The 24,535-nt window shown below is 63.2% G+C and carries 20 protein-coding genes; 12 read left to right on the top strand and 8 right to left on the bottom strand.

From position 1 onward, the window contains the following. The first annotated feature begins 51 nt into the window (after window positions 1–51). From J6524_RS30500 to J6524_RS30490, 3 genes are all read left to right on the top strand, one after another. Window positions 52–1,782, top strand: coding sequence for an adenylate/guanylate cyclase domain-containing protein (locus J6524_RS30500; protein ID WP_225677635.1), 1,731 nt, complete (start codon window positions 52–54; stop codon window positions 1,780–1,782). Between the two features lie 200 nt (window positions 1,783–1,982). Then, entirely contained in the window at window positions 1,983–2,234 is a 252-nt protein-coding gene (locus tag J6524_RS30495) for a hypothetical protein (protein WP_225677580.1), read from the top strand. Between the two features lie 341 nt (window positions 2,235–2,575). Further along, the gene (locus tag J6524_RS30490) at window positions 2,576–2,776 is read left to right on the top strand and encodes a cold-shock protein (RefSeq protein WP_057836919.1); all 201 of its coding nucleotides are present in this window, start codon (window positions 2,576–2,578) and stop codon (window positions 2,774–2,776) included. Window positions 2,777–2,921: 145 nt separating this feature from the next. Here the strand turns inward: J6524_RS30490 and J6524_RS30485 are convergent, their stop codons facing one another. Continuing rightward, window positions 2,922–3,581 carry a hypothetical protein gene (locus J6524_RS30485; RefSeq protein WP_376712097.1) on the bottom strand — a complete coding sequence of 220 codons (660 nt, stop codon included), beginning with the start codon at window positions 3,579–3,581 and terminating at the stop codon, window positions 2,922–2,924. Between the two features lie 241 nt (window positions 3,582–3,822). On the opposite strand from J6524_RS30485, the gene putA reads away from it, so the two are divergent. From putA to J6524_RS30470, 3 genes are all read left to right on the top strand, one after another. After that, entirely contained in the window at window positions 3,823–6,834 is a 3,012-nt protein-coding gene (gene putA / locus J6524_RS30480) for a bifunctional proline dehydrogenase/L-glutamate gamma-semialdehyde dehydrogenase PutA (RefSeq protein WP_225677579.1), read from the top strand. Between the two features lie 97 nt (window positions 6,835–6,931). Continuing rightward, window positions 6,932–8,137, top strand: coding sequence for a CaiB/BaiF CoA transferase family protein (locus tag J6524_RS30475; protein WP_225677578.1), 1,206 nt, complete (start codon window positions 6,932–6,934; stop codon window positions 8,135–8,137). An 11-nt stretch (window positions 8,138–8,148) separates the two neighbouring features. Then, entirely contained in the window at window positions 8,149–8,796 is a 648-nt protein-coding gene (locus J6524_RS30470; protein WP_225677577.1) for a glutathione S-transferase family protein, read from the top strand. A gap of 3 nt (window positions 8,797–8,799) precedes the next feature. On the opposite strand, the gene J6524_RS30465 is transcribed toward J6524_RS30470, so the two are convergent. Then, the gene (locus J6524_RS30465; RefSeq protein WP_225677576.1) at window positions 8,800–10,311 is read right to left on the bottom strand and encodes a hypothetical protein; all 1,512 of its coding nucleotides are present in this window, start codon (window positions 10,309–10,311) and stop codon (window positions 8,800–8,802) included. 89 nt (window positions 10,312–10,400) lie between these two features. Then, window positions 10,401–11,420, bottom strand: a complete 1,020-nt coding sequence (locus J6524_RS30460; RefSeq protein WP_376712096.1) for a hypothetical protein — start codon at window positions 11,418–11,420, stop codon at window positions 10,401–10,403. A gap of 1 nt (window position 11,421) precedes the next feature. Between J6524_RS30460 and J6524_RS30455 the strand changes: the two genes are divergently transcribed. After that, window positions 11,422–12,036 carry a Crp/Fnr family transcriptional regulator gene (locus J6524_RS30455; RefSeq protein ID WP_225677574.1) on the top strand — a complete coding sequence of 205 codons (615 nt, stop codon included), beginning with the start codon at window positions 11,422–11,424 and terminating at the stop codon, window positions 12,034–12,036. Beyond that, window positions 12,033–12,845, top strand: coding sequence for an MBL fold metallo-hydrolase (locus tag J6524_RS30450; protein ID WP_225677573.1), 813 nt, complete (start codon window positions 12,033–12,035; stop codon window positions 12,843–12,845). Before J6524_RS30455 ends, J6524_RS30450 begins: the two co-directional genes overlap by 4 nt. 343 nt (window positions 12,846–13,188) lie before the next feature. On the opposite strand, the gene J6524_RS30445 is transcribed toward J6524_RS30450, so the two are convergent. From J6524_RS30445 to J6524_RS30435, 3 genes are read right to left on the bottom strand one after another with little or no spacing between them, the layout of a single operon-like run. After that, complete coding sequence (locus J6524_RS30445; protein ID WP_225677572.1) at window positions 13,189–13,686, bottom strand: TPM domain-containing protein; 498 nt, start codon at window positions 13,684–13,686, stop codon at window positions 13,189–13,191. A gap of 2 nt (window positions 13,687–13,688) precedes the next feature. Beyond that, entirely contained in the window at window positions 13,689–14,594 is a 906-nt protein-coding gene (locus J6524_RS30440) for a TPM domain-containing protein (protein WP_225677571.1), read from the bottom strand. Window positions 14,595–14,615: 21 nt separating this feature from the next. Beyond that, window positions 14,616–15,224, bottom strand: coding sequence for a LemA family protein (locus tag J6524_RS30435; RefSeq protein ID WP_225677570.1), 609 nt, complete (start codon window positions 15,222–15,224; stop codon window positions 14,616–14,618). A 176-nt stretch (window positions 15,225–15,400) separates the two neighbouring features. Here J6524_RS30435 and J6524_RS30430 point away from each other — a divergent pair, with 176 nt between their 5' ends. Genes J6524_RS30430 through J6524_RS30420 form a run of 3 tightly spaced genes read left to right on the top strand, consistent with a single transcriptional unit; the run spans window position 15,401 to window position 18,628 of the window. After that, window positions 15,401–16,249: an enoyl-CoA hydratase gene (locus tag J6524_RS30430; RefSeq protein WP_225677569.1), complete on the top strand. Its 849-nt coding sequence runs from the start codon at window positions 15,401–15,403 to the stop codon at window positions 16,247–16,249. A 19-nt stretch (window positions 16,250–16,268) separates the two neighbouring features. Next, a complete protein-coding gene (locus J6524_RS30425) occupies window positions 16,269–17,417 on the top strand; it encodes an acyl-CoA dehydrogenase family protein (protein ID WP_225677568.1) in 1,149 nt (382 codons plus the stop codon). 14 nt (window positions 17,418–17,431) lie between these two features. Beyond that, complete coding sequence (locus J6524_RS30420; protein WP_225677567.1) at window positions 17,432–18,628, top strand: acyl-CoA dehydrogenase family protein; 1,197 nt, start codon at window positions 17,432–17,434, stop codon at window positions 18,626–18,628. Between the two features lie 100 nt (window positions 18,629–18,728). On the opposite strand, the gene J6524_RS30415 is transcribed toward J6524_RS30420, so the two are convergent. Then, window positions 18,729–21,056, bottom strand: a complete 2,328-nt coding sequence (locus J6524_RS30415; RefSeq protein ID WP_225677566.1) for a xanthine dehydrogenase family protein molybdopterin-binding subunit — start codon at window positions 21,054–21,056, stop codon at window positions 18,729–18,731. A gap of 159 nt (window positions 21,057–21,215) precedes the next feature. After that, window positions 21,216–22,310: a S1C family serine protease gene (locus J6524_RS30410; protein WP_225677565.1), complete on the bottom strand. Its 1,095-nt coding sequence runs from the start codon at window positions 22,308–22,310 to the stop codon at window positions 21,216–21,218. Between the two features lie 328 nt (window positions 22,311–22,638). Between J6524_RS30410 and ftsH the strand changes: the two genes are divergently transcribed. Further along, on the top strand, window positions 22,639–24,480 hold the full coding sequence (gene ftsH, locus J6524_RS30405; protein WP_225677564.1) for an ATP-dependent zinc metalloprotease FtsH: 1,842 nt from the start codon (window positions 22,639–22,641) through the stop codon (window positions 24,478–24,480). The last annotated feature ends 55 nt before the right edge of the window (window positions 24,481–24,535 follow it).

Below are 24,535 nucleotides of genomic sequence, written 5' to 3'. Positions count from 1 at the left end.
TCACTGGATAGATTAAACGCTACCATCGCCGAATATTGACCCATGGATCGCATGGCCACCCTGTCGCGAGAACAAGTGACGACCTCCCTCCGCGGCATCAGCCTCCGGCAGGTTCGCCTTGTCAGCGGGGTCATCCTGTTCGCCTATCTGGTCAGCCATTTCCTCAACCATGCGCTCGGCAACATTTCGCTGGAGGCGCTGGCGAGCGGCGTCTATTTCCACACCGCGTTCTGGCAATTCCTCCCTGTCACGATCCTGTTCTACGCCGCGTGCCTGGTGCACACCGCGCTCGGCATCTGGGCGCTCTATGAGCGCCGGCAATTCCGCTGGAAGGCGATCGAGCCGCTGCAGCTTGCGCTGGGCTTAAGCATACCGATGCTGATCATCGCCCATGTCATCGGCGTGCGGCTCGGCCAGACGCTTTACGGACACGAGAAGCTCTATCCGCAGATCCTGTTCCTGTACTGGATCTGGCAGCCATGGCGGATCTGGATGATGCTCGCGGTGATGACCATCGCCTGGGTCCATGGCTGCATTGGCCTGTATCTGTGGCTGCGGATGCGCGCATTCTTCAAGCGCGCTGCGCCGTTCCTGCTCGCCGCGGCGGTGCTGATTCCGACGCTCGCCATGCTGGGCTTCTATCAGAGCGGGCGCATGGTCATCGATCTCGACAGCGACGAATGGCGTGCGGAGACCCAGACGGTGCGCCAGATCGGTACCCGTGAAGAGGCGCAGACGCTTGAGCGCATCACGAACTACTTCCTGTTCGGCTATTTCGGCCTGATCGGCATCGCGCTGCTGGCGCGCGGCGCCCGCGCCATCAATGAGCGCCGCCGCGGCATGATCAACCTCTCCTACGGCAACGGCCGCACCGTGCGCGTCCCCCGCGGCCTCAGCGTGCTCGAGGCGAGCCTGCGCAACAACGTGCCGCACGCCAGCGTCTGCGGCGGCCGCGCGCGCTGCTCGACCTGCCGCATCCGCATCATCGGCGACTGCAGCGACCTGCCGAAACCCTCGCAGCGCGAAGCGTTCGTGCTCGGCCGGGTCGGCACCTCGGATCCATCGATCCGCCTCGCCTGCCAGCTGCGGCCGCCAACCGACCTCTCGTTCTTCCAGCTCTTTCTGCCGCACACCTCCGCCGACGGCCACGACTCGCACCCGACCCGCGTCGGTCAGGAGCGCTATCTCGTCAGCCTGTTCGTGGACATGCGCGGCTCGACCCAACTGGCCGAAAAGCGTCTGCCGTTCGACACGGTCTTCATCGTCAACCGTTTCCTCGGCGCGGTATCGCAGGCGGTGCTCGAGAGCGGCGGCATGCCGAACCAGTTCGTCGGCGATGGCATGCTGGCGCTGTTCGGGCTGTCGACCAGCCGGCGGGAAGCATGCCGCCAGGCGATGCGCGCGGCGGCGCGAATCGCCTTCAATGTCGACGCGCTGAACAAATTTCTCGAACATGATCTGCGCGAGCCGATCCGCTTCGGCATCGGCATCAATGGCGGCGAAGTCATCGTCGGCGATATCGGCTATCGCGACCACATGGTGTTCACCGCGCTTGGCGATCCCGTCAATGTCGCGGCGCGATTGCAGGATATGACGAAGAGCCTTGCATGCGAGCTCGTCGTATCGGACGAAGTTCGCGCGACCGCGGGAATTGCCGAAGATGCGTTGCCGGCCCAGGAAGTCGCCATTCGCGGCCGCAACGAACCGATGATCGTGCGCACCGTAGACGACGCACGCACGCTGACGATGTTGGTTAACGGCGAGCAAAGCGCGGCTGCCTGAAACCGTTGCAATTATAGCGGTTCAGAGCCTCTGTGATGTTTTTCACATCTGAACAGTCGTTCAGAAAATTGTCGGCGAACGCGGCGCGGATTCCTCGAACCCGCCTTTCCGAGCACGCGACTGATTGGCGATGGGTAAGACTGAAACTTGAACCCGCGCCAAGACAAAAAGTCGAACGCGCACGATTAAGGAGAACGACCATGTTTCGCAAAGTGACTCTCGCGCTTGCGGCCGCCGCTTCACTGACCGCCGTTTCGCTGGCCTCCACCTCCGCCTCGGCCGGCCCGGTGATCTGGCCGAAATTCCCGCATCATCATCACCATCACCACTGGGGCCATGGCCACGGCTTCAGCATCGGCTTCGTCGGCGGTGGCTACCATGGCTGCTACGTGACGCGGCGCGTGCTGACGCCCTACGGCTTCCGCTGGCGCACCGTGAACATCTGCTACTGATCAAGGCGCAGCGTTCATTCGGTGCAGGAGCCCTGGTCGCTCGCGCGGCCGGGGTTTTCCGTTCGCGATGGCATCTCGCCCTGCTCGCGCCAAGCCCAAGAATGACGTCGGCGCGCAGCAGGTCAGGCCAATCGACAATTGCCGCTGTTCGGCCGCGCGAGAGAGGCGAAACCGGCAAAACGGCGAAAATCGGCCGCGAATGGGGGCTTTTCCGCCGAAACGGCCGGTCCGTTTGCGCTATCCAGCCTGCCTCAAGGCGCGTATCCTTGATGAACGGGCATGCCGGTTAGTGCGGGGACCGGCGGCTCGCTTATTTTGTTGATTCCGCGGAGACGACGTGAATGGCTAAAGGTACGGTGAAGTGGTTCAATCCAACCAAGGGCTACGGATTTATCCAGCCCTCGACGGGCGGCAAGGACGTATTCGTTCATATTTCGGCAGTTGAGAAAGCTGGACTTTCGACGCTCAATGAAGGGCAGACCGTCGAGTACGAAGAGATTGCCAATCGCGGCAAGACTTCGGCCGAGAACCTCAAGGTTTAGCGCGCAAGCGCCATCGGCAACGGCACGCTCTCGGATTCAGGTCCGGGAGTAGGCTAAAGAAACTACCGAAAAACTGTGAGCGTTCGGCGGAGCGAGCACCGCTTCCGCGCGTGCGATGGCTAGATCGTTGCGCGAAACCGGCCGCTCAATCTTCCGTAACCCATTGCTGAACCGTCATTACGTCCGGCGGCTGCAGATAGCCACGCGGCCAGAGATCGACGACCCATTCGACCTTGGTGGCACGATCGACCAGCACCGCGGTGTTGTGCGGCGTCTGTAGCACCAGCGTGTTGCCGCGATAGCGAGGATCGCCGATCGCGTGATGTTTTAACAAGCCCCACTCCCGCAGCACCAGCAACAGGCTGGTGGTGTTGCGCGTCGTGTCCCAGCAATCGTAGTTGTGCTTGTCGTCGAAGTAGCGGAAATCCGCCTTCGCCACGCGCTTGTCGGTGCCGAGGATCGGCCCCATGCGGCGGTCGAACCACATCACCACCTTCTGTACGGCAGCACGCTCAGCCGCGGCTGACGCACGCCCCGCCTGCATGATCTGCGTCAGCGTCTTGCGGTCGGCGTCGGTGAATTCGAGAACCTCGCGGCGTCGGCAGACGAAGCCGTAGCACACCGTCATCGATTTGGCCGTCGGCGGATAGATCGACACCGACTCGTAGAGATAGCTGAGCGCAGGGCTCAGCCCGGCGGCCATCGCCGGCGGCGCGCTCGCGATCCCGGCAAGTAGCACGCCAAGCACAGCCGCGAAGTTGTTCCGCGCGCGGCTTCCCCGTATCGGCAGAGCGGTGTCTCTCATCATCCCTGCGAGTTCCCAACGACGGCGTGCCTGACGATTAGCGCGGCGCATCCGTGCTGCCAACCGGGAAGCCGGCGATCCGTGGGCCGTGCCTCGCAAAATTCGTCCGCTGTGCTCTTGGTGCGCCAGTCGACGCATCTCAGCACTGACGACCGAGCCTTCCGCTTGGACAACAGGGCGGATTTGCGGCCTGTTCCGGCCGTCCCGACCCCGGTAAGCTGGCCAAAACCAAGAGAATCCCATGCCGATTCCCTCCGCGTCCCTTCCGCCCTTCAGCGCGCCCTACGCGCCCGATGATCGTGCCATGGCCGCCCGCCTGCTCCGGGCCACGCGGCTGGATGCGGCGCAGGAGAGACGGATTGACCGCACGGCGACGCGGCTGATCGAGGCGATCAGAGCCAACGACGATCCGCTCGGCGGGGTCGAGGACATGCTGCGCGAGTTCGCGCTGTCGACCAAGGAGGGGCTGGCGCTGATGGTGCTGGCGGAAGCGCTGCTGCGGGTTCCGGACGCGCGCACGGCCGACCAGTTCATCGAAGACAAGCTCGCCCAGGGCGACTTCGTCCACCATGAAACGAAGTCGAGCGCCTTCCTCGTCAATGCCTCGGCCTGGGCGCTCGGCATGTCGGCCCGGGTGATCCAGCCCGGCGAGACGCCGCAGGGAACCATCGGTCGGCTGACCAAGCGGCTTGGCGCTCCGGCGGTGCGGGCAGCGACGCGCCAGGCAATGCGGCTGATGGGCAACCACTTCGTCCTCGGCGAGACCATCGAAGCGGCGCTGTCGCGCGCGCAGCCACATTCCTCGCGCCATCAACGCTACTCCTTCGACATGCTCGGCGAAGGCGCACGCACCGCCGATGACGCCACGCGCTACTTCAATTCGTACTCAAGCGCGATCGAGGCAATCGGCCGTACCGCCGGCGATCATCCCCTGCCCGACCGGCCCGGCATCTCGGTCAAGCTTTCGGCGCTGCATCCGCGCTTCGAAGCCGTGAGCCGCGCGCGGGTGATGAACGAACTGGTCCCGCGGCTGATCGATCTCGCAAGGCAAGCCAAATCCTACGACCTCAATTTCACCGTCGACGCTGAGGAGGCGGACCGGTTGGAATTGTCACTCGACGTGATCGCGGCAGCATTCGGCGATTCGTCACTTGCGGGATGGGATGGGTTTGGACTGGCGATCCAGGCCTATCAGAAGCGCGCCTCCGACGTGATCGATTACGTCGACGGTCTCGCACGCAGCCTCGATCGCAAAATGATGGTGCGACTGGTCAAGGGCGCCTATTGGGACACCGAGATCAAGCGCGCGCAGGAACGTGGGCTCGACGGCTATCCCGTGTTCACCCGCAAGGCGATGACCGATCTGAACTACCTCGCCTGCGCGCAGCAATTATTGGAGCTGCGGCCGAGGATATTTCCGCAATTCGCCACTCACAACGCGCTGACGGTCGCGACCATTCTCGAACTGGCCACCGACAGAAGCGGATTCGAATTCCAGCGCCTGCACGGCATGGGCGAAGCGCTCTACGCAAAGCTCGGCGAAGACCGTCCCGACATCGCCCATCGGACCTACGCGCCCGTCGGCAGCCACCGCGATCTGCTCGCCTATCTGGTGCGGAGATTGCTGGAGAACGGCGCGAACTCCTCGTTTGTCGCGCTCGCCGCCGACGAGGCGGTACCAGTCTCGCAATTGCTGCGCCGGCCGGCCGATATCATCGGCAGTGCCGAGAATGCCAACCATCCGAACATTCCGTTGCCTCGCGATCTCTATGGGCCGAAACGAAAAAATTCCCGCGGCATTGAACTCGGCGAGCGCGCGGCGCTGGCAAAACTCATCTCGGATATCGCCGCGGCATCACTGCCTGCACTGGGCAGCATCGCCGACGCCTCCGAGAGCGAAGCCAATGCGGCGGTGCAGGCCGCGCGCGCCGGCTTCAAGCACTGGGCCGCGACATCAGCCGAGACGCGTGCAGCCGCATTGGAGAAAGCCGCCGATCTGTTGGAAGCGCGCGCGGCGCATTTCATCGCGCTGCTACAACGCGAGGGCGGCAAGACGCTCGACGACGCGATCTCCGAAGTCCGCGAGGCCGTGGACTTCTGCCGTTACTACGCAGCGCGAGGCCGCGAGTTGTTCGGCGAAGCCGAGCCGATGCCGGGACCGACGGGCGAGAGCAATGTGCTCCGCCTGCGCGGGCGCGGCGTTTTCGTCGCGATCTCGCCGTGGAATTTTCCGCTGGCCATATTCCTCGGTCAGGTCACCGCGGCATTGATGGCGGGCAACGCTGTCGTGGCCAAGCCCGCCGAGCAGACGCCGCTGATAGCGGCGGAAGCCGTACGGCTGCTGCATGAAGCCGGTGTGCCCACGTCAGCCCTGCACTTGGTCGCCGGCGACGGCCGGATCGGGGGCGTGCTGGTGGCGCACCCCGATATTGCCGGCGTCGTTTTCACTGGCTCGACCGAAGTCGCGCGCACGATCAACCGTACGCTCGCCGCGAAGGATGGACCGATCGTACCGCTGATCGCCGAGACCGGCGGCATCAATGCGATGATCGTCGATGCCACCGCCCTGCCCGAGCAGGTTTCCGACGATGTCGTGACGTCGGCGTTCCGCTCCGCCGGCCAGCGTTGCTCCGCGCTGCGGCTATTGTTCCTGCAGGACGACGTCGCCGAGCGCATGATCGAGACGATCGCGGGGGCAGCGCGCGAACTCGTCATCGGCGATCCCTCCGATCCGGCAACCCATATCGGCCCGGTGATCGACGCCGAGGCCAAGCAGCGGCTGGATGCGCATATCGAGCGCATGAAGAAAGAAGCCCGGCTGCACTTCGCGGGTAACGCGCCGCAAGGCAATTATGTCGCGCCGCATATCTTCGAATTGTCCGCTGCCGACGAGCTCACGGAGGAAGTATTCGGCCCGGTGCTGCATGTGGTGCGCTATCGCGCCGACCGGTTCGAACAGGTGCTGCAATCGGTCGAGCGTTCCGGGTACGGGCTGACGCTCGGCATCCATTCCCGGATCGATGACACGGTGGAGGATGCAATCGAAAAGCTCCAGGTCGGCAATATCTACGTCAACCGCAACATGATCGGCGCGGTCGTCGGCGTGCAGCCGTTCGGCGGACATGGGCTATCTGGCACCGGTCCCAAAGCTGGCGGACCGCATTACCTCGCACGCTTTGCAACCGAACAGACGGTGACAGTCAATACGGCGGCGGCCGGCGGAAATGCAGCGCTGATGTCAGGCGGGGAATAGTTGCATCACCCTGCAAGATGGGCCAAATGACGTTTGAACCTGATCGCGGACAGCGATAATTCAACAAGAGCGAGAAACGTCACGGAGCGGCGCCACGATGGACAAGGGTATTTTCGAAGGCCTCAAGGTTCTGGATTGCGCGAGCTTCATCGCTGCACCTGCGGCCGCCACCGTGCTCTCCGATTTCGGCGCCGACGTGATCAAGATCGAGCCGCCTGGCGCCGGCGATCCCTATCGCAATCTGCCGAACCTGCCTGGCTACCCGCATAGCGAGCATAACTTTGCGTGGATGCTGGAAGCCCGCAACAAGAGGAGCCTTGCGCTCGATCTCTCCAAGCCCGAAGGCCAGGCGGTGCTGCATCGGTTGGCGGCGCAAGCCGACATCTTCATTACCAACTATCCGCCGCAGGTGCGCGAACGGCTCGGCATTACCCATGACCATCTGGCGCCCCAAAATGAGCGACTGATCTACGCCTCCTTCACAGGTTACGGCGAAAAGGGCGAGGAAGCCAACAAACCGGGCTTCGATTCCAACGCCTATTGGGCGCGCTCGGGCCTGATGGACCTAGTGCGGGCGGACGAACACACCACGCCCGCGCGGTCGATCGCCGGCATGGGCGACCATCCCTGCGCGATGGCATTTTATGGCGCGATCGTCACCGCGCTTTACAAGCGCGAGCGCACCGGTAAGGGCTCGCATGTCAGCTCCAACCTGATGGCGAACGGCATCTGGGCGGCTTCGGTGCTGGCGCAGGCCAAGCTGGTCGGCGCGAAATTCGGCGAGCGCCGCCCGCGCGAGCGCGCGTTGAATGCGGTCACCAATCACTACCAGTGCAAGGACGGCCGCTGGCTGATCCTCTCGCTGCTGAACGAAGACCGGCAGTGGCCGACGCTGGCGCGCTGCCTCGGCCGCGAGGATCTCATCATCGATCCCCGATTTGAGGCGAAGAAGGACCGCCACGCGCGCTCGGTCGAGCTGATCAAGATCTTCGATGAGGTCTTTGCCACCAAGGACCTCGCCGAATGGCGCAAGATCCTCGATGGCAACGGCCTGGTGTTCGGCGTCGTCGGCATCCTCGACGATATTCCGAATGACAAGCAGATGATCGAGAACGAGGTGCTGGTGCCGTTCGAGAACGACACCATGCTGACGATTAACAGCCCGATCTGGGTGGACGGCAGCAAGAAAGTCCAGCCACGCAAGCCACCCGCCATCGGCGAGCACAGCGACGAAATTCTGCGCGGCGCCGGCTATGACGATGCCGCGATCGGCAGGTTGCGCGCGTGCGGCGCAGTGGCGTGAGGCAATAAACCATGCCCAGCTATCGCCTGCATTACTTTCCGGAATCCGGAAACAGCTACAAGCTCGCGCTGATGCTCACGCTGTGCGGGCAGAACTTCGAAGGAGTTTGGACCGATTTCGGCGGCGGCGTGACGCGGACGGCGGAATGGCGGCGCGACGTCAACGAGATGGGCGAAATTCCGGTGCTGGAGGTCGACGGCGAACGCCTCACGCAGACCGCCCCGATCCTGCTCAAGCTCGCACGGCAGTTCGGCCGGTTCGGCGGCGAGACCGAACAGGAAGAGTTCGAGCTGCTGCGCTGGCTGTTCTGGGACAACCACAAGCTCACCGGGTACATGGCCACCTACCGCTATTACCGAACGTTCACGCCGTCGCCAGACGAGCACGTACTGAAGCATTTCCGCCGGCGTCTCGACGATTTCCTGTCCATCCTCGAGCAGCACATGCAGAAGAATGCATTCGCGATCGGCGAACGGCCGACGGTGGCTGATATCTCGATGATGGCTTATCTGCATTATCCCGCCGACGAGACCGGCTACGATCTGGCGGCGACCCATCCAGCGATCAGTGCGTGGCTTAAGCGCATGGCGCAATTGCCGGGCTGGAAATCGGCCTACGACCTGCTGCCCGGCAAGCGCCTGACGCACTACGCCAAGTGACCGTTAGCGGCTTTTGACGAAGCACATGCCGATGCGCGAAGTCTTGCCGGCGGCCTGGCAGCTCAGGCCTTCGGCGCAGGTCCAGTCGCGAAAGCTTGGGTCGTTGTTGGCGGCCGGCTTGCCCTGCACATAGCAATGCGCGCCCCAGCCATCGTAGTAGTTGGTGCCGGCGAGTTCGGTGCTGCCGCGCAGCTGTGGACGGCTGGCGAAGCCGCGCGAGTAATCCGGCGGCTTGCCGTCGCGCAGGCTTGCGAGAATATCGCGGCGGCGAGCCTGGTCGCCGAAGAACTGCGGCGAGGCCGGCACGACGGCCGTGTTCGACGGCTTGTCTGCCATCCAGTCCACGCCTGGGAAATGAAAGCCGCCGATGCCGCGCGTCTGGTGGCAGCCGGAGCAGGTCACGTCGTTGAGGCGTCGTTCGAACCCCGCCAGCGAGCGGATGTTCTGCAGCTTCAGGCCACCTTCGGTCGCCTTCCTCAGCGCTGCCACGACATCGGCCTCGCTGAACACAGCACCCTCGCCTTGCACCAGTCCGAATTCAGGCTCCAGGTCTGACGGATCGAACCCTACCGGCGTCGGCGCAATCGCGCCGCTCGCAAGGAATTTTTCCGGGATCAGCACGGTGCCACGATCGAACGCGGCGAGATTGACGGGATCAAGCAACCACGCCCTGAACTCGCGCTTGAGGCCATCATCCGCCAGAAGACGCGCGCGATCGATCTGGTTTTCCATCGGCGCTTCCGCGAACGCGCGCGCGTTCCGATCGTAGCGAAACACCTTCAACAGATAGTCAGTGCGGAAATCGCGCACCGTGGATTTCGGCGCATGCGCAATCTGGAGATTGGTCTCGATGCGGTCGATGTTCTCGGCGCTGATCAGGTCGAGCGGGCCACTGCTCGCCGACACGGCGCCTCCGGGTGACACGGCGAGCCAGCGGGCGGCAATTTCGGAGCAGGTGATCGCGGTCCCTTCGCCCTTCGCCTTTACCACGAGGTTCAGCGTCATCGGCAGCCGCGGCGAGGCGTCGTTGCTGGCCGCCTTGTTGATCCGCGTCAGGCGGTAGATCAGGCGGATCTCGCCGCAGCTTGCTTCCGCGGCGTAAATACGGTCCATGCGATTGACAATGCCGGCCAGCACGAACCGCGTGTCTGTTGAGTGGAGCAGCGCGCGCTCGAACAACTGGAAGTCAAAGCCATCGCCGACGCCGATCGTCTCATTCGGCAGGCTCGCTTTGTGTCGCGCGACATAGCGATCGAACTCGCCATCGATCGCCTGGCGGATTGGCACCATTGACGGCATGGCGAACAATTCGCTGTTCGCGAGCGAACTGTCCGCCAATCGCTCCGAAAATAGCATGCGATCGAGGCGCAACTTTCCACTATCGAGTGCGCGCAGCGTCGCAGGATCGGTGATGGCAGCGCCGCGCTCAAGCGCCACATCCTGTGCCGCGTGCACCGACGACGCGCCGCACAGCAGAACAAGCAGGATGGCTAAAAATCGTGACGCGCAGCCCATGCCTCAACTAACACCGCGCAAAGAGGTCTATTCAAGAAAAAAGGCGCTTCACGTCGCCGTGAAGCGCCTTCTAATGGTTTGTCGTCCGGTCAGCGCGCGACGATCAGGCCCCGGCTGGTTACGACGACCCAACGGCCATCCTGCTTGCGAATGGCGTCGACGCGGCCAAGCCCCGGCACGGGATCGCCGGCATAGACCTCATAAATGCCGCGGCGGCTCTCGATCAGCGCGCTGCCGTTGCCGACGTCGCGCAGCACCCAACCTTCAACGGTGGGCAGCCGGGCAACCTCGGGCTTGGGCGGCGCCGCAGGGGCGGGCGCGGGTACCGCAGCGGCCTGTTGCGGTATCGTGCCGGTCACGTCCTTCTCCTTCGCGGAAGCCGGCGCGGCGGCAGCGGTTGTCACCGACGCCTGGGCGGCGCGGAGCTTGTCGACGGCCTCGCTGAGCTTGGCGAGTTTTGCAGCCGGTTCGGCCTGCGCCTTCTCGACCTTGTCGAGACGGTCATTGGTCTTGTTGAACTGGGTCACGCCGGTCTTGGCGGTGTGTTCGAGGCTGGCCTTCAGCGCCGTGATGTCGGCGTCGATCCGCGCTACCGCGGCTTCGAGCACGCTGTCCTTCACTGATGCCTGGGCGGCCGGCTCTTCTGCCATCAGCTTGCCGATGCCAGCGGTCGCGAGCGTGCCGCCCAGCGCACCCGCTACCGCCGCCAGCGCCACCACCGCGGCCATGGCGCCGATCCTGCGCTTGCCCGTCGCTGCCTCGGCGGGCGCAGCCTTCGCTTCAGTGCCGACGCGCTCGCCGGGCGACATGATCATGATATTGCCAGGAAAGCGCGGCGCCTCCGGCTTCACGGTATCGATCTTCGGAGCTTCAGCCTTAGGCACTTCAGCTTTGGGCGCCTCGACCTTCGGTGCTTCCATCTTCGCGGCCTCGACCTTGGGCGCGTCAGGCTTCGGCGAAGTCTCTTCCTGCTCGGGCGCCAGTTTTGCTGCCTCGACCTCTGCCGCAGCCACTACCGGCTCGCCCGCCGCGGTCATCTCCGGAACGGTCGGCCCCGCGCCAGAAGTTATGGTTTCACCGCTGGTGGGCTGGGATTGCTGATCGTTCACGTTGGATTCTCCAGAATTGATTGACCATTTGGTAACTTTTATTGCTTGCGAAATCGTTACCGGGCCCGGCCTTACCGAAATTTTAGGAACTCATCCGAACGGGTGTTGGGCGCCAAACGTCGGCCGGCCCGATCCCAAATCCCTATGCTGCCCTGCGGCATCCCTGTCGCTTCCGTTTGCGCCGGTCTGTTTCCCGATTAACATGGACGCAACCGACCAGCCAGAAAGGCAGGTGGCCACCATGACCATCGAGAAATGCATCAACGAGTTTGATGTAGATGACGTCATTTTTGAGGAAGGCTCGACCGGGCGGGAACTGTTCGTTGTGCTCGACGGCAAGGTGGAAATCGCCAAGATGAACGGCGCCAGCAAGACGGTGATCGTCACGCTCGGCAAGGGTGAGTTCTTCGGCGAGATGGCTGTGATCGACGGCTCGTCCCGATCGGCAACGGCGATTGCAGCCGCGCCGAACACCCGCGTGATGCGGATCAACCACGCCCGCTTCGTCTATCTGGTCAGCCAGCAGCCGGCCTTTGCGCTGATGATCATGGATGCACTCAGCAAGCGTTTGCGGGCCTCCAATACCGTCGCCTACAAAGCCGCGGCTGCTTCATGAGCGAACGTAAACCGAGTCCGTTCAAGACGCTGCGCGACAGCGACGTCTGTACGCTGATCGAGGCGGCCGAGAACGTCTATCAGATACGTTTCAAGAACCGCGGGGCTAACGCCTATCTAGTGCGCGGCAGCTCGCGCACCATCCTGATCGATGTCGGGCTGTCGTCAAACTATCCGCATCTGCTGACGTCCCTCGACCACGTCGGCGTGAAGCCCGACGATATCGATATGGTGGTGCTGAGCCACGAGCATCTCGACCACATCGGCGCCGCCTATCATTTCCACGGTCGCGCCTTCATCGCCGCGCATCGGCTGGCCGCCAACAAGATCATGCTGCGCGATGACTTCTCGATGCTGCGCAAGATGTTCAACGAGCCGAACGTGCCGATCAACATCGATCTCTGGCTGGAGGAAGGAAACCTGATCGACCTCGGCAATTTCCGCCTCAACGTGATGTACACGCCCGGCCACACCTCGGCTTGCATTACCTTATTCGACCAGGACAAGGGATTGCTGTTCGCCTCCGACACCTTGATGCCTGGTGGCGTGATGGGGGGCGTGTTCGGCTCCGGCAGCATCGCGGATTACATCCAGTCGCTGGAGCGGCTGAAGGGCCTGGATTCCAAGATCCTGCTCTCCGGCCACGGGCGGTTATCCGACACGCCGCAGCAGGACGTGCGGATCGCGATCCAGCGTTCGCATGGCCTGCTGTCCGACACCGCGCAATTGTTCGACGCGCTGGATGCGCGAGCAAATTTCGAGCCCATCATGCAATCGGTTCGCGACCTCAACAAACTCGACGACAGCTAGACCAGCCGGCACGCTGCACATCGCCATGCCTCAACATCGTGGTGTGGATGGCGCGCGTAGCTGAGAGGCCTTCGGCGAGGGCGTGAACGCATTGTAATCGGGTTGTAGACCGATCGATCATGAGAAAAGGCCGGCGGGCGTTACGCCGCCGACCTTGTCTTGCAACTGCCGGCTCATGGGGTCCGGTTCCGTTGCTTGCATTGCGGTTACTAGAACTGATCTGATGAGTACCACCCGGTGCCCGCTGACGCCATTGCGCGCAGGTATTGCCAAACTGAACTGAGGTAGGCTCCCGCAACGGAAACGGATGAGCCGACTATCCATTGGTTTAAGTGGCGGCCGGCTACATCACGACTGGCGAATCCGGCAATTCATTCGCCTCGCCGCCCGTCCTTGGGAAATGCGTGGCCAGTTCGCGTGACACGGCTTCGACCCCCTTGATCACGCCGCGCTCGAAATTCCCTGCCTTGAATTCCGTTTCCATTTCCCGGCAGATCCGCTCCCACCCCTCGGTGCCGACCTTGGCGTTGATGCCGCGGTCGGCGATAATCTCGACATCGCGGTCGGCGAGCAGCAGATAAATCAGAACGCCGTTGTTGTGCGCGGTGTCCCAGACGCGAAGCTGGGAAAACACATCCAACGCCCGCTCCCGCGCCGGCTGGTTGTGAAACAGCGGAGCGCCGTCGAGCGCGCCTTCGACCACGAAGCGAAGCTGTCCCGCATGCGTGGCCTCGCCGGCCCTAATCGCCTGCTCGATTCTCGCCAGCGTCGCCGGCGGAAATGCCAGACGCCGCCGCCAGTGATGCTGGAGAAGATGCCTGATGATGCGTCCAATGCTCATGCCTACCAGTTCCCCGACGCGCCGCCGCCACCAAAGCTGCCACCGCCTCCGCTGAAGCTGCCGCTGTCGCTGGAGCGAGAGCCACCGCCCCAGGAGCCACCGCTGCCGCCGATTACCCAACCGCCGGGATCGCGTTGATATCGGCTGCGGCGCATGGTTGGGCCACTCGAATCCAGATTCTGGAACAGAAACGTGACGACAAAGGCCGCCAATCCGACCAGCATCGCCGCGGCAAGGGATCCTGACACGAACCAGCCAAATACCCCGACGATGCCGCCGACGGCCGCGGCCCCGATGAACCGGCCGAGAAAGCTGCGCAGCACCGCTGCAAGAACGATCAGCCCGAAGATGACAAGCGGATTGCCTAGATCAAGATAGCTCAGTAGATCGGGCGTTTCCCAATGCGGCGGCGCCGGTTCGGGCAACTTCTCGCCTTCGGCGACCCGGATCATCCGGTTGACGCCCGCCGCGACGCCAGCGGCAAAATCGCCGGCCTTGAATTTGGGCGTGATATCTTCGTCAATGATCCGCTTGGTGGTGGCGTCGGTGAGCGCGCCTTCGAGGCCGTAGCCAACCTCGATCCGCAAACGGCGATCATTCCTGGCAATAACAAGCAGCGCGCCATCGTCGATCTTCGTGCGGCCGATCTTCCAGGCTTCCGCGACGCGGAGCGAGAACTGCTCGATCGCCTCGCCGTCTGTCGTCGGCACGATCAGCACCGCGATCTGGCTGCCCTTTCGCGTTTCCAGATCTTTCAGCGTCTGCGTCAATGAAGCGATATCGCCAGCCGATAGCGTGCCGGTCTGGTCGACGACCCGGCCCGTCAGCGGCGGCACCGCGACAAGCGCCAGCGCCGAACAGGCCCAGCACAGCAACAGCGCAAGAATGGAGGCTCTTGCAGCGTTCATCGCGGGTTGTCTGCTCACCCGCTATTTCGCGGGCGCCGGTGTCGGATTGAAATCCACCTTCGGTGCAGTCGAAATCGCCTTCTCGTTCTCAACCGAAAAACCCGGCTTCTCCTTGTAGCCGAACGCCATCGCCGTCAGATTATTCGGGAAGGTGCGGATACCGACGTTGTAGTCCTGCACCGCCTTGATGTAGCGGTTGCGCGCCACGGTGATGCGGTTCTCGGTGCCTTCGAGCTGTGCCATCAGGTCGCGAAACAGCGCATCCGATTTGAGCTGCGGATAATTCTCGGTCACGACCAAAAGCCGCGACAGCGCGCTCGTCAATTCGCTCTGTGCCGCCTGGAATTTCTGGAACGCAGCAGGATCGTTCAGCACTTCCGGCGTCGCCTGGATGCTGCCGACCTTGGCGCGGGCATTGGTGACGCCCTGCAGCACGTCCTTTTCCTGCTGCGCAAACCCCTTCACGGAATTGACGAGGTTGGGCACGAGATCGGCGCGGCGCTGATACTGGTTGACCACTTCCGACCAGCCCGACTTGACCTGCTCGTCATTGGTCTGGATCGCGTTGTAGCCGCAATTGGTCAGACTCAATGTCGCCAGCGCTGCCAGCACAGTCCAGAATCTGCGCATTGAACTCTCCTCAAAAACAATCAAACGCCAGCATAGCAGAATGGTTGCGTGGGGTATGCAGGCGCAGGCCCGGGTCAGGCCGAATCTGCAGGCCGTTTTGCAAGCGACAGCACTTGCGTATCACTTGCCGAAATAACAACATGGCCGCCAACAATTGAGGAAGCGCGAGGACGTAAATGCCATTCGAGACCATCGTCGTGGAACGGCCGGAGCCGCGCATTGCGCGGATTGTGATGAACCGGCCAGAGGCGCGCAATGCGCAGAACCTGCAGATGACCTACGATCTCAATGCCGCCTTCGACCAGGCGGTGCAGGACGATGCGGTCAAGGTCATCATTCTCGCGGGCGCGGGTCCGCATTTTTCGTCAGGGCACGACCTGCGCCCCGGCGGCAAGAACACCGCCGGCGTGGATTTTCCGCCGGTTGGAAATTGGGGCGGATTCGCCGAACCTAACGCGCATGGCCGCTTCGCCCGCGAGCAGGAAATCTATCTGCAGATCACGCGGCGCTGGCGTAATCTTGCAAAACCGACAATCGCGGAGGTGCACGGCAAATGCATCGCCGGCGGCCTGATGCTGGCATGGGCCTGCGACCTCATCGTCGCGAGCGATGATGCTGAGTTCTGCGATCCCGTTGTCACCATGGGCGTCTGCGGCGTCGAATGGTTCGTGCATCCCTGGGAGCTTGGACCGCGGAAAGCGAAAGAATTGCTGTTCACTGCTGATGTCTGGAGCGCGGAGGAAGCGCACCGGCTCGGCATGGTCAATCATGTGGTGCCGCGCGACGAGCTGTCCTCTTTTGTGATGAAGCTCGCCGAACGGATCGCGGCCAAACCTTCCTTCGCGCTGAAGCTGACCAAGGAAGCCGTCAATCGTTCCGTCGACGTGATGGGCCAGCCGGCAGCGATCGAGCAGGCATTCGCGCTGCATCAGCTTTGCCACGCGCATAATCTTCAAGAGTTCGGAATGATCGTCGATCCTGCGGGCCTTCATCCCTCGGTTCGAAAATCGGCACCCATGAAATAGAGAAAGCAAAGAACATCAGATGGACCTCACCTTGAGTGATGAGCAGCGATTGCTGCGCGAAAGTGCCGATCGCTTCGTCAGCGAGACCTATACCGCCGATCACCGCCGCCGGATCACAAACGATCCGCTCGGCTTCAGCGCCGAGATATGGAAGCAGTTCGCCGACCTCGGCTGGCTGGCGCTGCCGATCCCCGAAGCCTACGGCGGCCTTGGCGGCGGCGCGATCGAGATCGGAATCCTGATGGAAGCGTTCGGGCGCGGCCTCGTCGCCGAGCCCTATCTCTCCACCGTCGTGATCGGCGCATCGTTGATATCAGAGTGCGGCACCGAGGCGCAGAAGCAGGCGCTGCTGCCGAAGATCGCCGACGGGTCGCTGTACCTGGCATTCGCGCATTCGGAGCGTCAGGCGCGCTTCGATCTCGCCAATGTCCGGGCCACGGCGAAGAAGACGTCTGACGGCTGGCGCCTTGACGGACACAAGACCGCCGTGCTCGACGGCAACGCCGCGGGCCAGATCGCTGTCTCGGCGCGCGTCGATGACGGATCCGGCAAGCCGGGCTTGCTATGCCTGTTCCTGGTACCGCAAGGCACGCGCGGTCTCACGTTACGTGACTACCCGCGGCTTGGCGGCGGCCGCGCCTGCAATCTCGAACTCGACGGCGTGCGACTTCCCGGCGATGCGTTGCTCGGTGACGGAAGCGACGCGTTGCCGGTGATCGAAGCTGCGGTCGACCGCGCGATGGCCGCGCTTGGGGCTGAAGCCGTCGGCATCATGCAGACGCTGCTGGATCAGACACTGGAATACACAAAAATCCGAAAGCAGTTCGGCCGGCCGCTGTCTGCCAATCAGGTGATCCGCCATCGCCTCGCCGACATGGCGATGCAATGCGACGAGGCGCGCTCAATGGCGCTGCGTGCCGCGCTGATGGCGAGCGCCGAACCGGTCGTGCGCAGCCGCGCGGCGTCAGGGGCGAAAGCCAAGATCGGCAAATGCGCGCGCTTCGTCGCCGAGCAATCGGTCCAGCTTCACGGCGCCATGGGCGTCACCGAAGAGCTCGATATCGGCTCCTACTTCAAACGGCTGCTCGCCTTCGACACACTGTTCGGCGGCAGCGCCCATCATTACCGCCGTCACGCCGCCCTCGGCGGCCGTGCCATTCAGGCCTGACAAGGAGCGCCATCATGGATCTAACCTTCAGCGCCGAAGAACGCGCCTTCGAGCAGGAAGTCCGCGACTTCATCGCGGCCAATCTCACGCCCGAGATGAAGCGCGCCACCGCCCTGACGCCGTCAGTGTTCTCTGACCCCGACATCGGCATGGCCTGGCAGCGCGCGCTACACAACAAGGGCTGGGGCGCGCCGGGCTGGCCGGTGGAGCATGGCGGGCCGGACTGGACGCCGGCACAGCGCTGGATCTTCGAGACCGAATGCGCCCGCGCCGGCGTGCCCAATGTGAACGTGATGGGCGTCAAGATGGTCGGCCCCGTCATCATCGGTTTCGGTTCGGCCGAGCAGAAGAATTATTATCTGCCGCGGATTATCGCGGGCGAAGATTACTGGTGCCAGGGCTATTCCGAACCAGGCTCCGGCTCCGATCTCGCCTCGCTGAGAACCCGCGCGGTGCGTGACGGCGATGACTACATCATCAACGGCACCAAGATCTGGACCACACATGCCCACCACGCCAACATGATGTTCGCGCTGGTGCGCACCAACGAGACCGAACGGCAGCAGGACGGCATCTCCTTCATCCTGATCGACATGAAGAGCCCGGGCATCACGACGCGGCCGATTCTTACTATCGGCGGTGATCACGAGGTTAACCAGGTGTTCTTCGATGATGTGCGCGTGCCCGTCGCCAACCGGGTCGGCGAGGAAGGCAAGGGATGGACTTACGGCAAGTATCTGCTGGAGTTCGAGCGCGGCTCCGGCATCGCCTCGGCAAAGCTGCGCGATGCGCTGAAGACGATCTCCGATCTCGCTGAATCGGAATCCACCGGCCGCGCCATCGATGATCCCGATATCGCGGTCAGGATGTCCGAAATCGAAGTTGACATCGACGCGCTTGAAATGACGGAGCTGCGCGTGCTCTCCGCATTGCAGACCGGACAAAATCCCGGCGCAGTGTCGTCGCTCTTGAAATTGCGCGTCAGCGAAATCCGCCAGGCGGTGACGCGGCTCGGCGTCGACGTGATCGGCAATGACGGTCTCTACGTCGAACCGATGCGGCCGCTGTACCGCCTCAACGAGGCGCCAGGCATTCCGGAGGAAATGCTGCCTGTGGTGCCCGAATATCTCAACGGCCGGGCGTACACGATCTTCGGCGGTTCGTCGGAGATCCAGCGGGACATCGTCGCGAAGATGGTGTTGGGGCTGTAGGGCCACTCGCACCGTCGTTCCGGGGCGATGCGGAGCATCGAACCCGGAACATCGAGATTCCGGGTTCGCGCTGATGCGCGCCCCCGGAATGACGGACAAATCACATTCCCGCCGCCCTGGCATCGCGGATCGCCTGCCATACCTTGGCCGGCGTTAGCGGCGTATTGAGCTGGGTAATGCCGAGCTCGCTCAAGGCATCCATCACGCCGTTGGCGACGCAGGGCGGACCGCCGATCGCGCCCGATTCGCCGCAACCCTTGGCGCCGAGCGGATTGGTGCGGCAGGGCGCGGAATCATCGAGCGTGACCGTGATCGGCGGAACGTCGTCGGCGCGCGGTATGCAGTAATCCTGATAGCTCGCGGTCAGTAGCTGACCTTCCTCGCTGTAGGCGACGCCCTCACAGAGCGCCTGCCCGATGCCTTGGGCGACGCCGCCATGCACCTGTCCCGTCACCAGCATCGGGTTGACGGCAACGCCGACGTCGTCGACCGTCGTGTAGCGCACCACCCGCGTGACGCCAGTTTCCGGATCGATCTCGACTTCGCAGATATGCGTGCCGTTCGGCCAGCTCGGCCCGTCGACCTCGCCTTCGGAATCGACGGAGAGGCGCGCGCCGTCTTCCTTCTTCGCAATCTCGAACAGGCTGATGCGCTTGTCGGTGCCAACTACCGTCAGCCATCCGTCGCGATATTCGATATCCTCGACGGACGTCTCCAGCACGCTCGACGCCTTCTCGCGCGCCTTGTTGATCATGTCATTGGCCGAGACGGCCACCGCCGTGCCGCCGACGAACAGCGAGCGCGAGCCGACGCTGCCGAAGCCGGTGGCAAGATCGGTATCGCCCTGCACGACGTCGATCTTGTCCAGGGGAATGCCGAGCGTATCTGATACCATTTGGGAGTAGGTGGTCTGCAGGCCCTGCCCCATCGCCATAGTGGCGGAATGCAGGATGACGCGGCCCTCCGCGGTCGCATGCAGGCTGACCTTTTCAGTGTGCGCGCGCCCGCCGGTCCATTCGATGTAGCTGGTGAGGCCGCGCCCGTAGAGCAGGCCCTTCTTCTTCGCCGCCTTCTTGCGCGCGGCAAAGCCATCCCAGTCCGCAAGCTCGGCGGCGCGCGACAGCATGTGCGCGAACGCGCCGGAATCGTACACCTGACCGACGGCGTTGGTGTAGGGCAGCTGCGCCGGCTTGATGTAGTTGATCTTGCGGATGGTGCGCGGGTCCATTCCGATCTGGCGCGCGGCGGCGTCCATGAGACGCTCGACGATGAACACGGCCTCCGGCCGCCCCGCCCCACGATAGGCGCCGACCGGCGCCGTGTGTGTCATCACCGACTTTACTTCGAAATGCACCAGCGGCAGGTCGTAGACACCGGTCTGCACGAAGGGTCCAAGCACAAGCGGAATGATGTTCGCCGTTCCCGACTGATAGGCTCCAGTGCCGCCGATCGAGCGCACACGATAGGCCAGCACGCGGCCTTTGGCGTCGAGCGCGAATTCGCCGGTCGAAGTGAGATCGCGGCCATGGGTGCCGCCGACAAATTCGTCGGTGCGGTCGCCGCGCCAGCGGATCTTCTTGTTCAGCTTGGTCGCGGCGTAAGCAACGACGCCGTCTTCAGGATAAAGGCTCGTCTTCTGCCCGAAGCCGCCCCCGATATCGCCGACCAGCACGCGCACACTGTCCTTCGGACGCTTCAGAATGGATTCGGCGAGCAGATCGCGGGTCGAGCCGGGAGTTTGCGACTGTACGTGCAGGATCAGGCGTCCGGTCTTCTTTTCAATCTCGGCAATCGTCGAGCGCGGCTCCATGGCCGACGGCACGAGCCGCTGGCTGACCAGATCGAGCGAGACCTTGTGCGCGGCATTGGCAAAGGCCTCCTCGACCTTGGCCGCGTCGCCATAACTCATGGCGGCAACGACGTTGTCGGGGGCCTCCGGCCACACCAGCGGGGCACCGGGCTTGATTGCCTCCAGGGGATCGACCACCGAGGGCAACACCTCGTAATCGACGACGATGGCTTCAGCCGCCGTCTGCGCCAGCACCCGAGAGGTCGCGACCACGGCGGCGACCGCCTCGCCGGCATACCGCACGACCTCGTGCGCCAGCAGCCGCCGCTGTGGCACGGTCATCGGTGAGCCGTCCGGCCGCTTGAAGATGGCGAGTGTGGGAATCGTGCCGATGTCGTCCTTGATCAGGTCGGCCCCCGTATAGACGGCCTCGACGCCGGGCATCCCGGACGCAGCTTCCGTATCGATCGAGACGATCTTCGCGTGGGCATGGGGAGAGCGAAGTAGATAGAGCCACAGCGCCCCCTCTTCGGGCTTGTCGTCGATGAACTGCCCCTTCCCGGTGAGCAGTCGCTGGTCTTCCAAACGCTTGACCGGCTGGCCTGCACCAAAACGCATATTGCCGGGAAGAATATTCATCAGCATGTCCTTCGAGCTTCTTGTCGGATTGGCCGGGGTTTTAGCGGTTTTTCCGCAGGAGGCAACGCATTCAATTTCACTGCAGTAAATGCACCAGCTCACCGGCGCGGTCCCGCCGCGCCCGCCCGGGTATGACTCTGCCATCAAAGAACAGGGCTATCAGCTGCGGCTGATGTCCACGATGTCGATGTTGAGATCGCGCGTCTGCGAGCCCCGTTTCACGCTGATGCGGATGCTCTTGCCGGCACCGACCTGCTCGATCTGATCGGTGAGATCGGAAAGCCGATGCACCGGCTTGCCGTCGGCCTGGACGATGACGTCGCCGAGCGCACCCGAGTTGAAATCGACGCCGCGGATGCCGGCGCGTTCGGCCGGGCTTCCGGGCGCGGTGCGCACGACGATCACACCTTCGACGCCTAGCCTGGTCGAAACGGCCTCACTGGCAGCGACAATACCGATTCCGGGCGTCGGCACGCGACCGTTCTTGATGAGCTCGGGGACGATGCGATTGACGATGTCGGCGGGGATCGCAAATCCAATACCGGCGCTGGAGCCCGAGGGCGAGATAATCGCCGTGTTGACGCCGATCAATCGTCCCGCTGAATCGAGGAGCGGCCCGCCAGAATTGCCGGGATTGATCGCGGTGTCGGTCTGGATCACGTTGGCGATCTCGCGGCCGCTGCTGGTCGGCAGCCGGCGCTTGAGTGCGCTGATGATGCCACTGGTCAGCGATTGATCGAGCCCGAAGGGATTGCCGATCGCAAATGCCGATTGACCGACCTTCAGGTCGCTTGAACTGCCGAGCGCCACCGGCGGCGGCAGCTTGCGTGCACTCCTGATCCGCAACACCGCAAGGTCATAGTTGGGCGCAACGCCGATGATTTCGGCCTGCGCCACCTCGCCCGATGCAAAGCGAACCGCAACTTCGCTGCCGTTCTGCACGACATGATTGTTGGTGACGACATGTCCATTATTGTCCCAGATAAAGCCAGTGCCCGAGGCGGCTCCGGCCCCGCCGCCTTCGTCCTCGGCCAAGGGATTGGCGGCAGCAGACCGCGCGGCGACCTGCACGACCGACGGAGACACGCGCTCGAACAGTTCGATGTTGGCACGCTCGCCCTCGGAGAGCGGCCCGCGCTGGTCTACACTACGGGCTGAAGTATTGGTCCACGGGCTGTAGCGGATATTGGAAATCGTCAGGGCCAGCAGCACGGCTGCGATGACGGCTAGGGAAAGCGCGAAGCGACGGCTCATCGATCACTCATCTGGCAATGCCGTTCGCCTCAAAAAGGAGCGAAACGGGAGGCAGGACTTGCAGGCCCTTTCGGGCGTCCGCGTGACCAAACGCGTCGGCCGGCCAAAAGTTTCTGCTCTTTCAGAGACTTGTTGGCGCACTGGAGGTGCGCGCTATGCATGATCTAGGGTAGCGCGATTTGTCGCGCAAGCGACGGCAGCCATTGAAACCAAACCTGTCTGTTCCCATTGTCAGGAGGCCGCAATCGAGGGTCCTGACACGGCTTTTCCGATTCAGGCGAGTGTGCCGACGCGGTTTCCCGTTGGGGTGTGCGCCCGGAGTTCGATCATGAACAACAAGACGCGTTTCAATGTCGGCTATGCGATCGCCGCGATCTTCACCGTTTTCTTGATTCAATACTTCATCTCCACGGCGAGCCAGATCGCGATCATTCCCTACAGCGAATATCAGCAGTTGCTGAAGGACGGGAAGGTCGTGAGCGTCGGTATCTCGGACCGCACAGTGCAGGGCACCTTGAAGGAGCCGCTGCCTGGCGGACAAAAGCAGTTCGTCACCACCCGCGTCGATCAGGAGACCGCACAGGAGCTTGAGAAATATAACGTAAAATTCACCGGCCAGATCGAGAGCACGTTCCTGCGTGACCTGCTCTCCTGGGTCATGCCGGTGCTCCTGTTTTTCGGCCTGTGGTGGTACATCGCCAAACGCGCTGCGGAAGGCGGGGGTCTTGGCGGCGGGCTGATGGCGATCGGCAAGAGCAAGGCCAAGATCTATGTCGAGTCCAATACCGGCGTGAATTTTTCCGACGTCGCGGGCGTGGACGAAGCCAAGGACGAATTGCGCGAGGTCGTCGACTTCCTGAAGAATCCGACCGACTACGGCAGGCTTGGCGGACGCATGCCCAAGGGCGTATTGCTGGTCGGCCCGCCCGGCACCGGCAAGACCTTGCTGGCCAAGGCTGTGGCCGGCGAGGCCAAGGTGCCATTCTTCTCGATATCCGGTTCGGAGTTCGTCGAGATGTTCGTCGGCGTCGGCGCGGCACGGGTGCGCGACCTGTTTAAGCAGGCGCATGAGAAAGCGCCAGCCATCATCTTCATCGACGAGCTCGATGCGCTGGGCCGGGCCCGCGGCATCGGCCCCTTCGCAGGCGGGCATGACGAGAAGGAGCAGACGCTCAATCAGCTGCTGGTCGAACTCGATGGCTTCGACTCGCGTTCGGGCCTTGTCATCCTGGCCGCGACCAACCGGCCGGAAATTCTCGACCCGGCACTACTGCGTGCCGGCCGCTTCGACCGTCAGGTGCTGGTCGATCGCCCCGACAAAAAGGGCCGCGTCGAAATTCTCAAAGTACACATGAAGAAAGTGCAGCTTGACACAAGCGTCGACGCAGAGGCCGTCGCGGCGCTCACGCCCGGCTTCACGGGTGCGGATCTCGCCAATCTGGTCAACGAGGCGGCGCTGCTCGCGACGCGTCGCGGCGCCAGCTCCGTCACCATGACCGACTTCAACAATGCGGTCGAGCGCATGGTGGCAGGACTGGAGAAGCGAAACAGACTGCTTAATCCGAAGGAGCGCGAGATCGTTGCCTATCACGAGATGGGCCACGCCCTGATCGCGCTGTCGCTGCCCGGGGTCGATCCCGTGCACAAGGTATCGATCATTCCGAGAGGGGTCGGTGCGCTCGGCTACACCATCCAGCGCCCGATCGAAGACCGCTTCCTGATGACCAAGGAAGAACTTGAGAACAAGATGGCGGTGCTGCTCGGCGGCCGCGCCGCGGAATTGATCGTGTTCAATCATCTCTCCACCGGCGCCGCCGACGACCTTCGCCGCGTCACCGACATCGCCCGCAGCATGGTGACGCGCTACGGCATGTCCGAAAAACTCGGCGGCGTCGCCTATGAGCGCGATCCCGGCAATTTCCTGGCGGGTGCCGACCGCCCCTACCCCGTGCGCGAGCGCGACTATGCCGACGAGACTGCCGCTGCGGTTGACGAGGAGGTTCGCTCTATCGTTGACCGTGTGTTCGAGCGCGCGCAAGGCATCCTGAAAGCGCGCCGCGCGATCCTGGATCGGGCAGCGAAGAAGCTGCTCGAGAAGGAGACGCTGGAGCAGAGCGATCTCGAGGCATTGATCCGCGAAACGCCGAAGGAGGCGCTGCGGGCGGTTTAAGCCAAGAAGGAAGGAATTGTAGGGTGGGCAGAGCGAAGCGTGCCCACCATTAACG

The sequence above is a fragment of the Bradyrhizobium hereditatis genome, assembly GCF_020329435.1.
In the GTDB taxonomy this organism is placed as follows: Bacteria; Pseudomonadota; Alphaproteobacteria; order Rhizobiales; family Xanthobacteraceae; genus Bradyrhizobium; species Bradyrhizobium hereditatis.
This window is presented reverse-complemented; position numbering and strand designations above follow the sequence as displayed.

Bases quoted from the DNA above. Each gene is read 5' to 3' on its own strand.
- J6524_RS30500 (WP_225677635.1), top strand. From the start codon at position 52: ATGGCCACCCTGTCGCGAGAACAAGTGACGACCTCCCTCCGCGGCATC.
- J6524_RS30495 (WP_225677580.1), top strand. From the start codon at position 1,983: ATGTTTCGCAAAGTGACTCTCGCGCTTGCGGCCGCCGCTTCACTGACC.
- J6524_RS30490 (WP_057836919.1), top strand. From the start codon at position 2,576: ATGGCTAAAGGTACGGTGAAGTGGTTCAATCCAACCAAGGGCTACGGA.
- J6524_RS30485 (WP_376712097.1), bottom strand. From the start codon at position 3,581: ATGAGAGACACCGCTCTGCCGATACGGGGAAGCCGCGCGCGGAACAAC.
- putA (WP_225677579.1), top strand. From the start codon at position 3,823: ATGCCGATTCCCTCCGCGTCCCTTCCGCCCTTCAGCGCGCCCTACGCG.
- J6524_RS30475 (WP_225677578.1), top strand. From the start codon at position 6,932: ATGGACAAGGGTATTTTCGAAGGCCTCAAGGTTCTGGATTGCGCGAGC.
- J6524_RS30470 (WP_225677577.1), top strand. From the start codon at position 8,149: ATGCCCAGCTATCGCCTGCATTACTTTCCGGAATCCGGAAACAGCTAC.
- J6524_RS30465 (WP_225677576.1), bottom strand. From the start codon at position 10,311: ATGGGCTGCGCGTCACGATTTTTAGCCATCCTGCTTGTTCTGCTGTGC.
- J6524_RS30450 (WP_225677573.1), top strand. From the start codon at position 12,033: ATGAGCGAACGTAAACCGAGTCCGTTCAAGACGCTGCGCGACAGCGAC.
- J6524_RS30445 (WP_225677572.1), bottom strand. From the start codon at position 13,686: ATGAGCATTGGACGCATCATCAGGCATCTTCTCCAGCATCACTGGCGG.
- J6524_RS30440 (WP_225677571.1), bottom strand. From the start codon at position 14,594: ATGAACGCTGCAAGAGCCTCCATTCTTGCGCTGTTGCTGTGCTGGGCC.
- J6524_RS30435 (WP_225677570.1), bottom strand. From the start codon at position 15,224: ATGCGCAGATTCTGGACTGTGCTGGCAGCGCTGGCGACATTGAGTCTG.
- J6524_RS30430 (WP_225677569.1), top strand. From the start codon at position 15,401: ATGCCATTCGAGACCATCGTCGTGGAACGGCCGGAGCCGCGCATTGCG.
- J6524_RS30425 (WP_225677568.1), top strand. From the start codon at position 16,269: ATGGACCTCACCTTGAGTGATGAGCAGCGATTGCTGCGCGAAAGTGCC.
- J6524_RS30420 (WP_225677567.1), top strand. From the start codon at position 17,432: ATGGATCTAACCTTCAGCGCCGAAGAACGCGCCTTCGAGCAGGAAGTC.
- J6524_RS30415 (WP_225677566.1), bottom strand. From the start codon at position 21,056: ATGAATATTCTTCCCGGCAATATGCGTTTTGGTGCAGGCCAGCCGGTC.
- J6524_RS30410 (WP_225677565.1), bottom strand. From the start codon at position 22,310: ATGAGCCGTCGCTTCGCGCTTTCCCTAGCCGTCATCGCAGCCGTGCTG.
- ftsH (WP_225677564.1), top strand. From the start codon at position 22,639: ATGAACAACAAGACGCGTTTCAATGTCGGCTATGCGATCGCCGCGATC.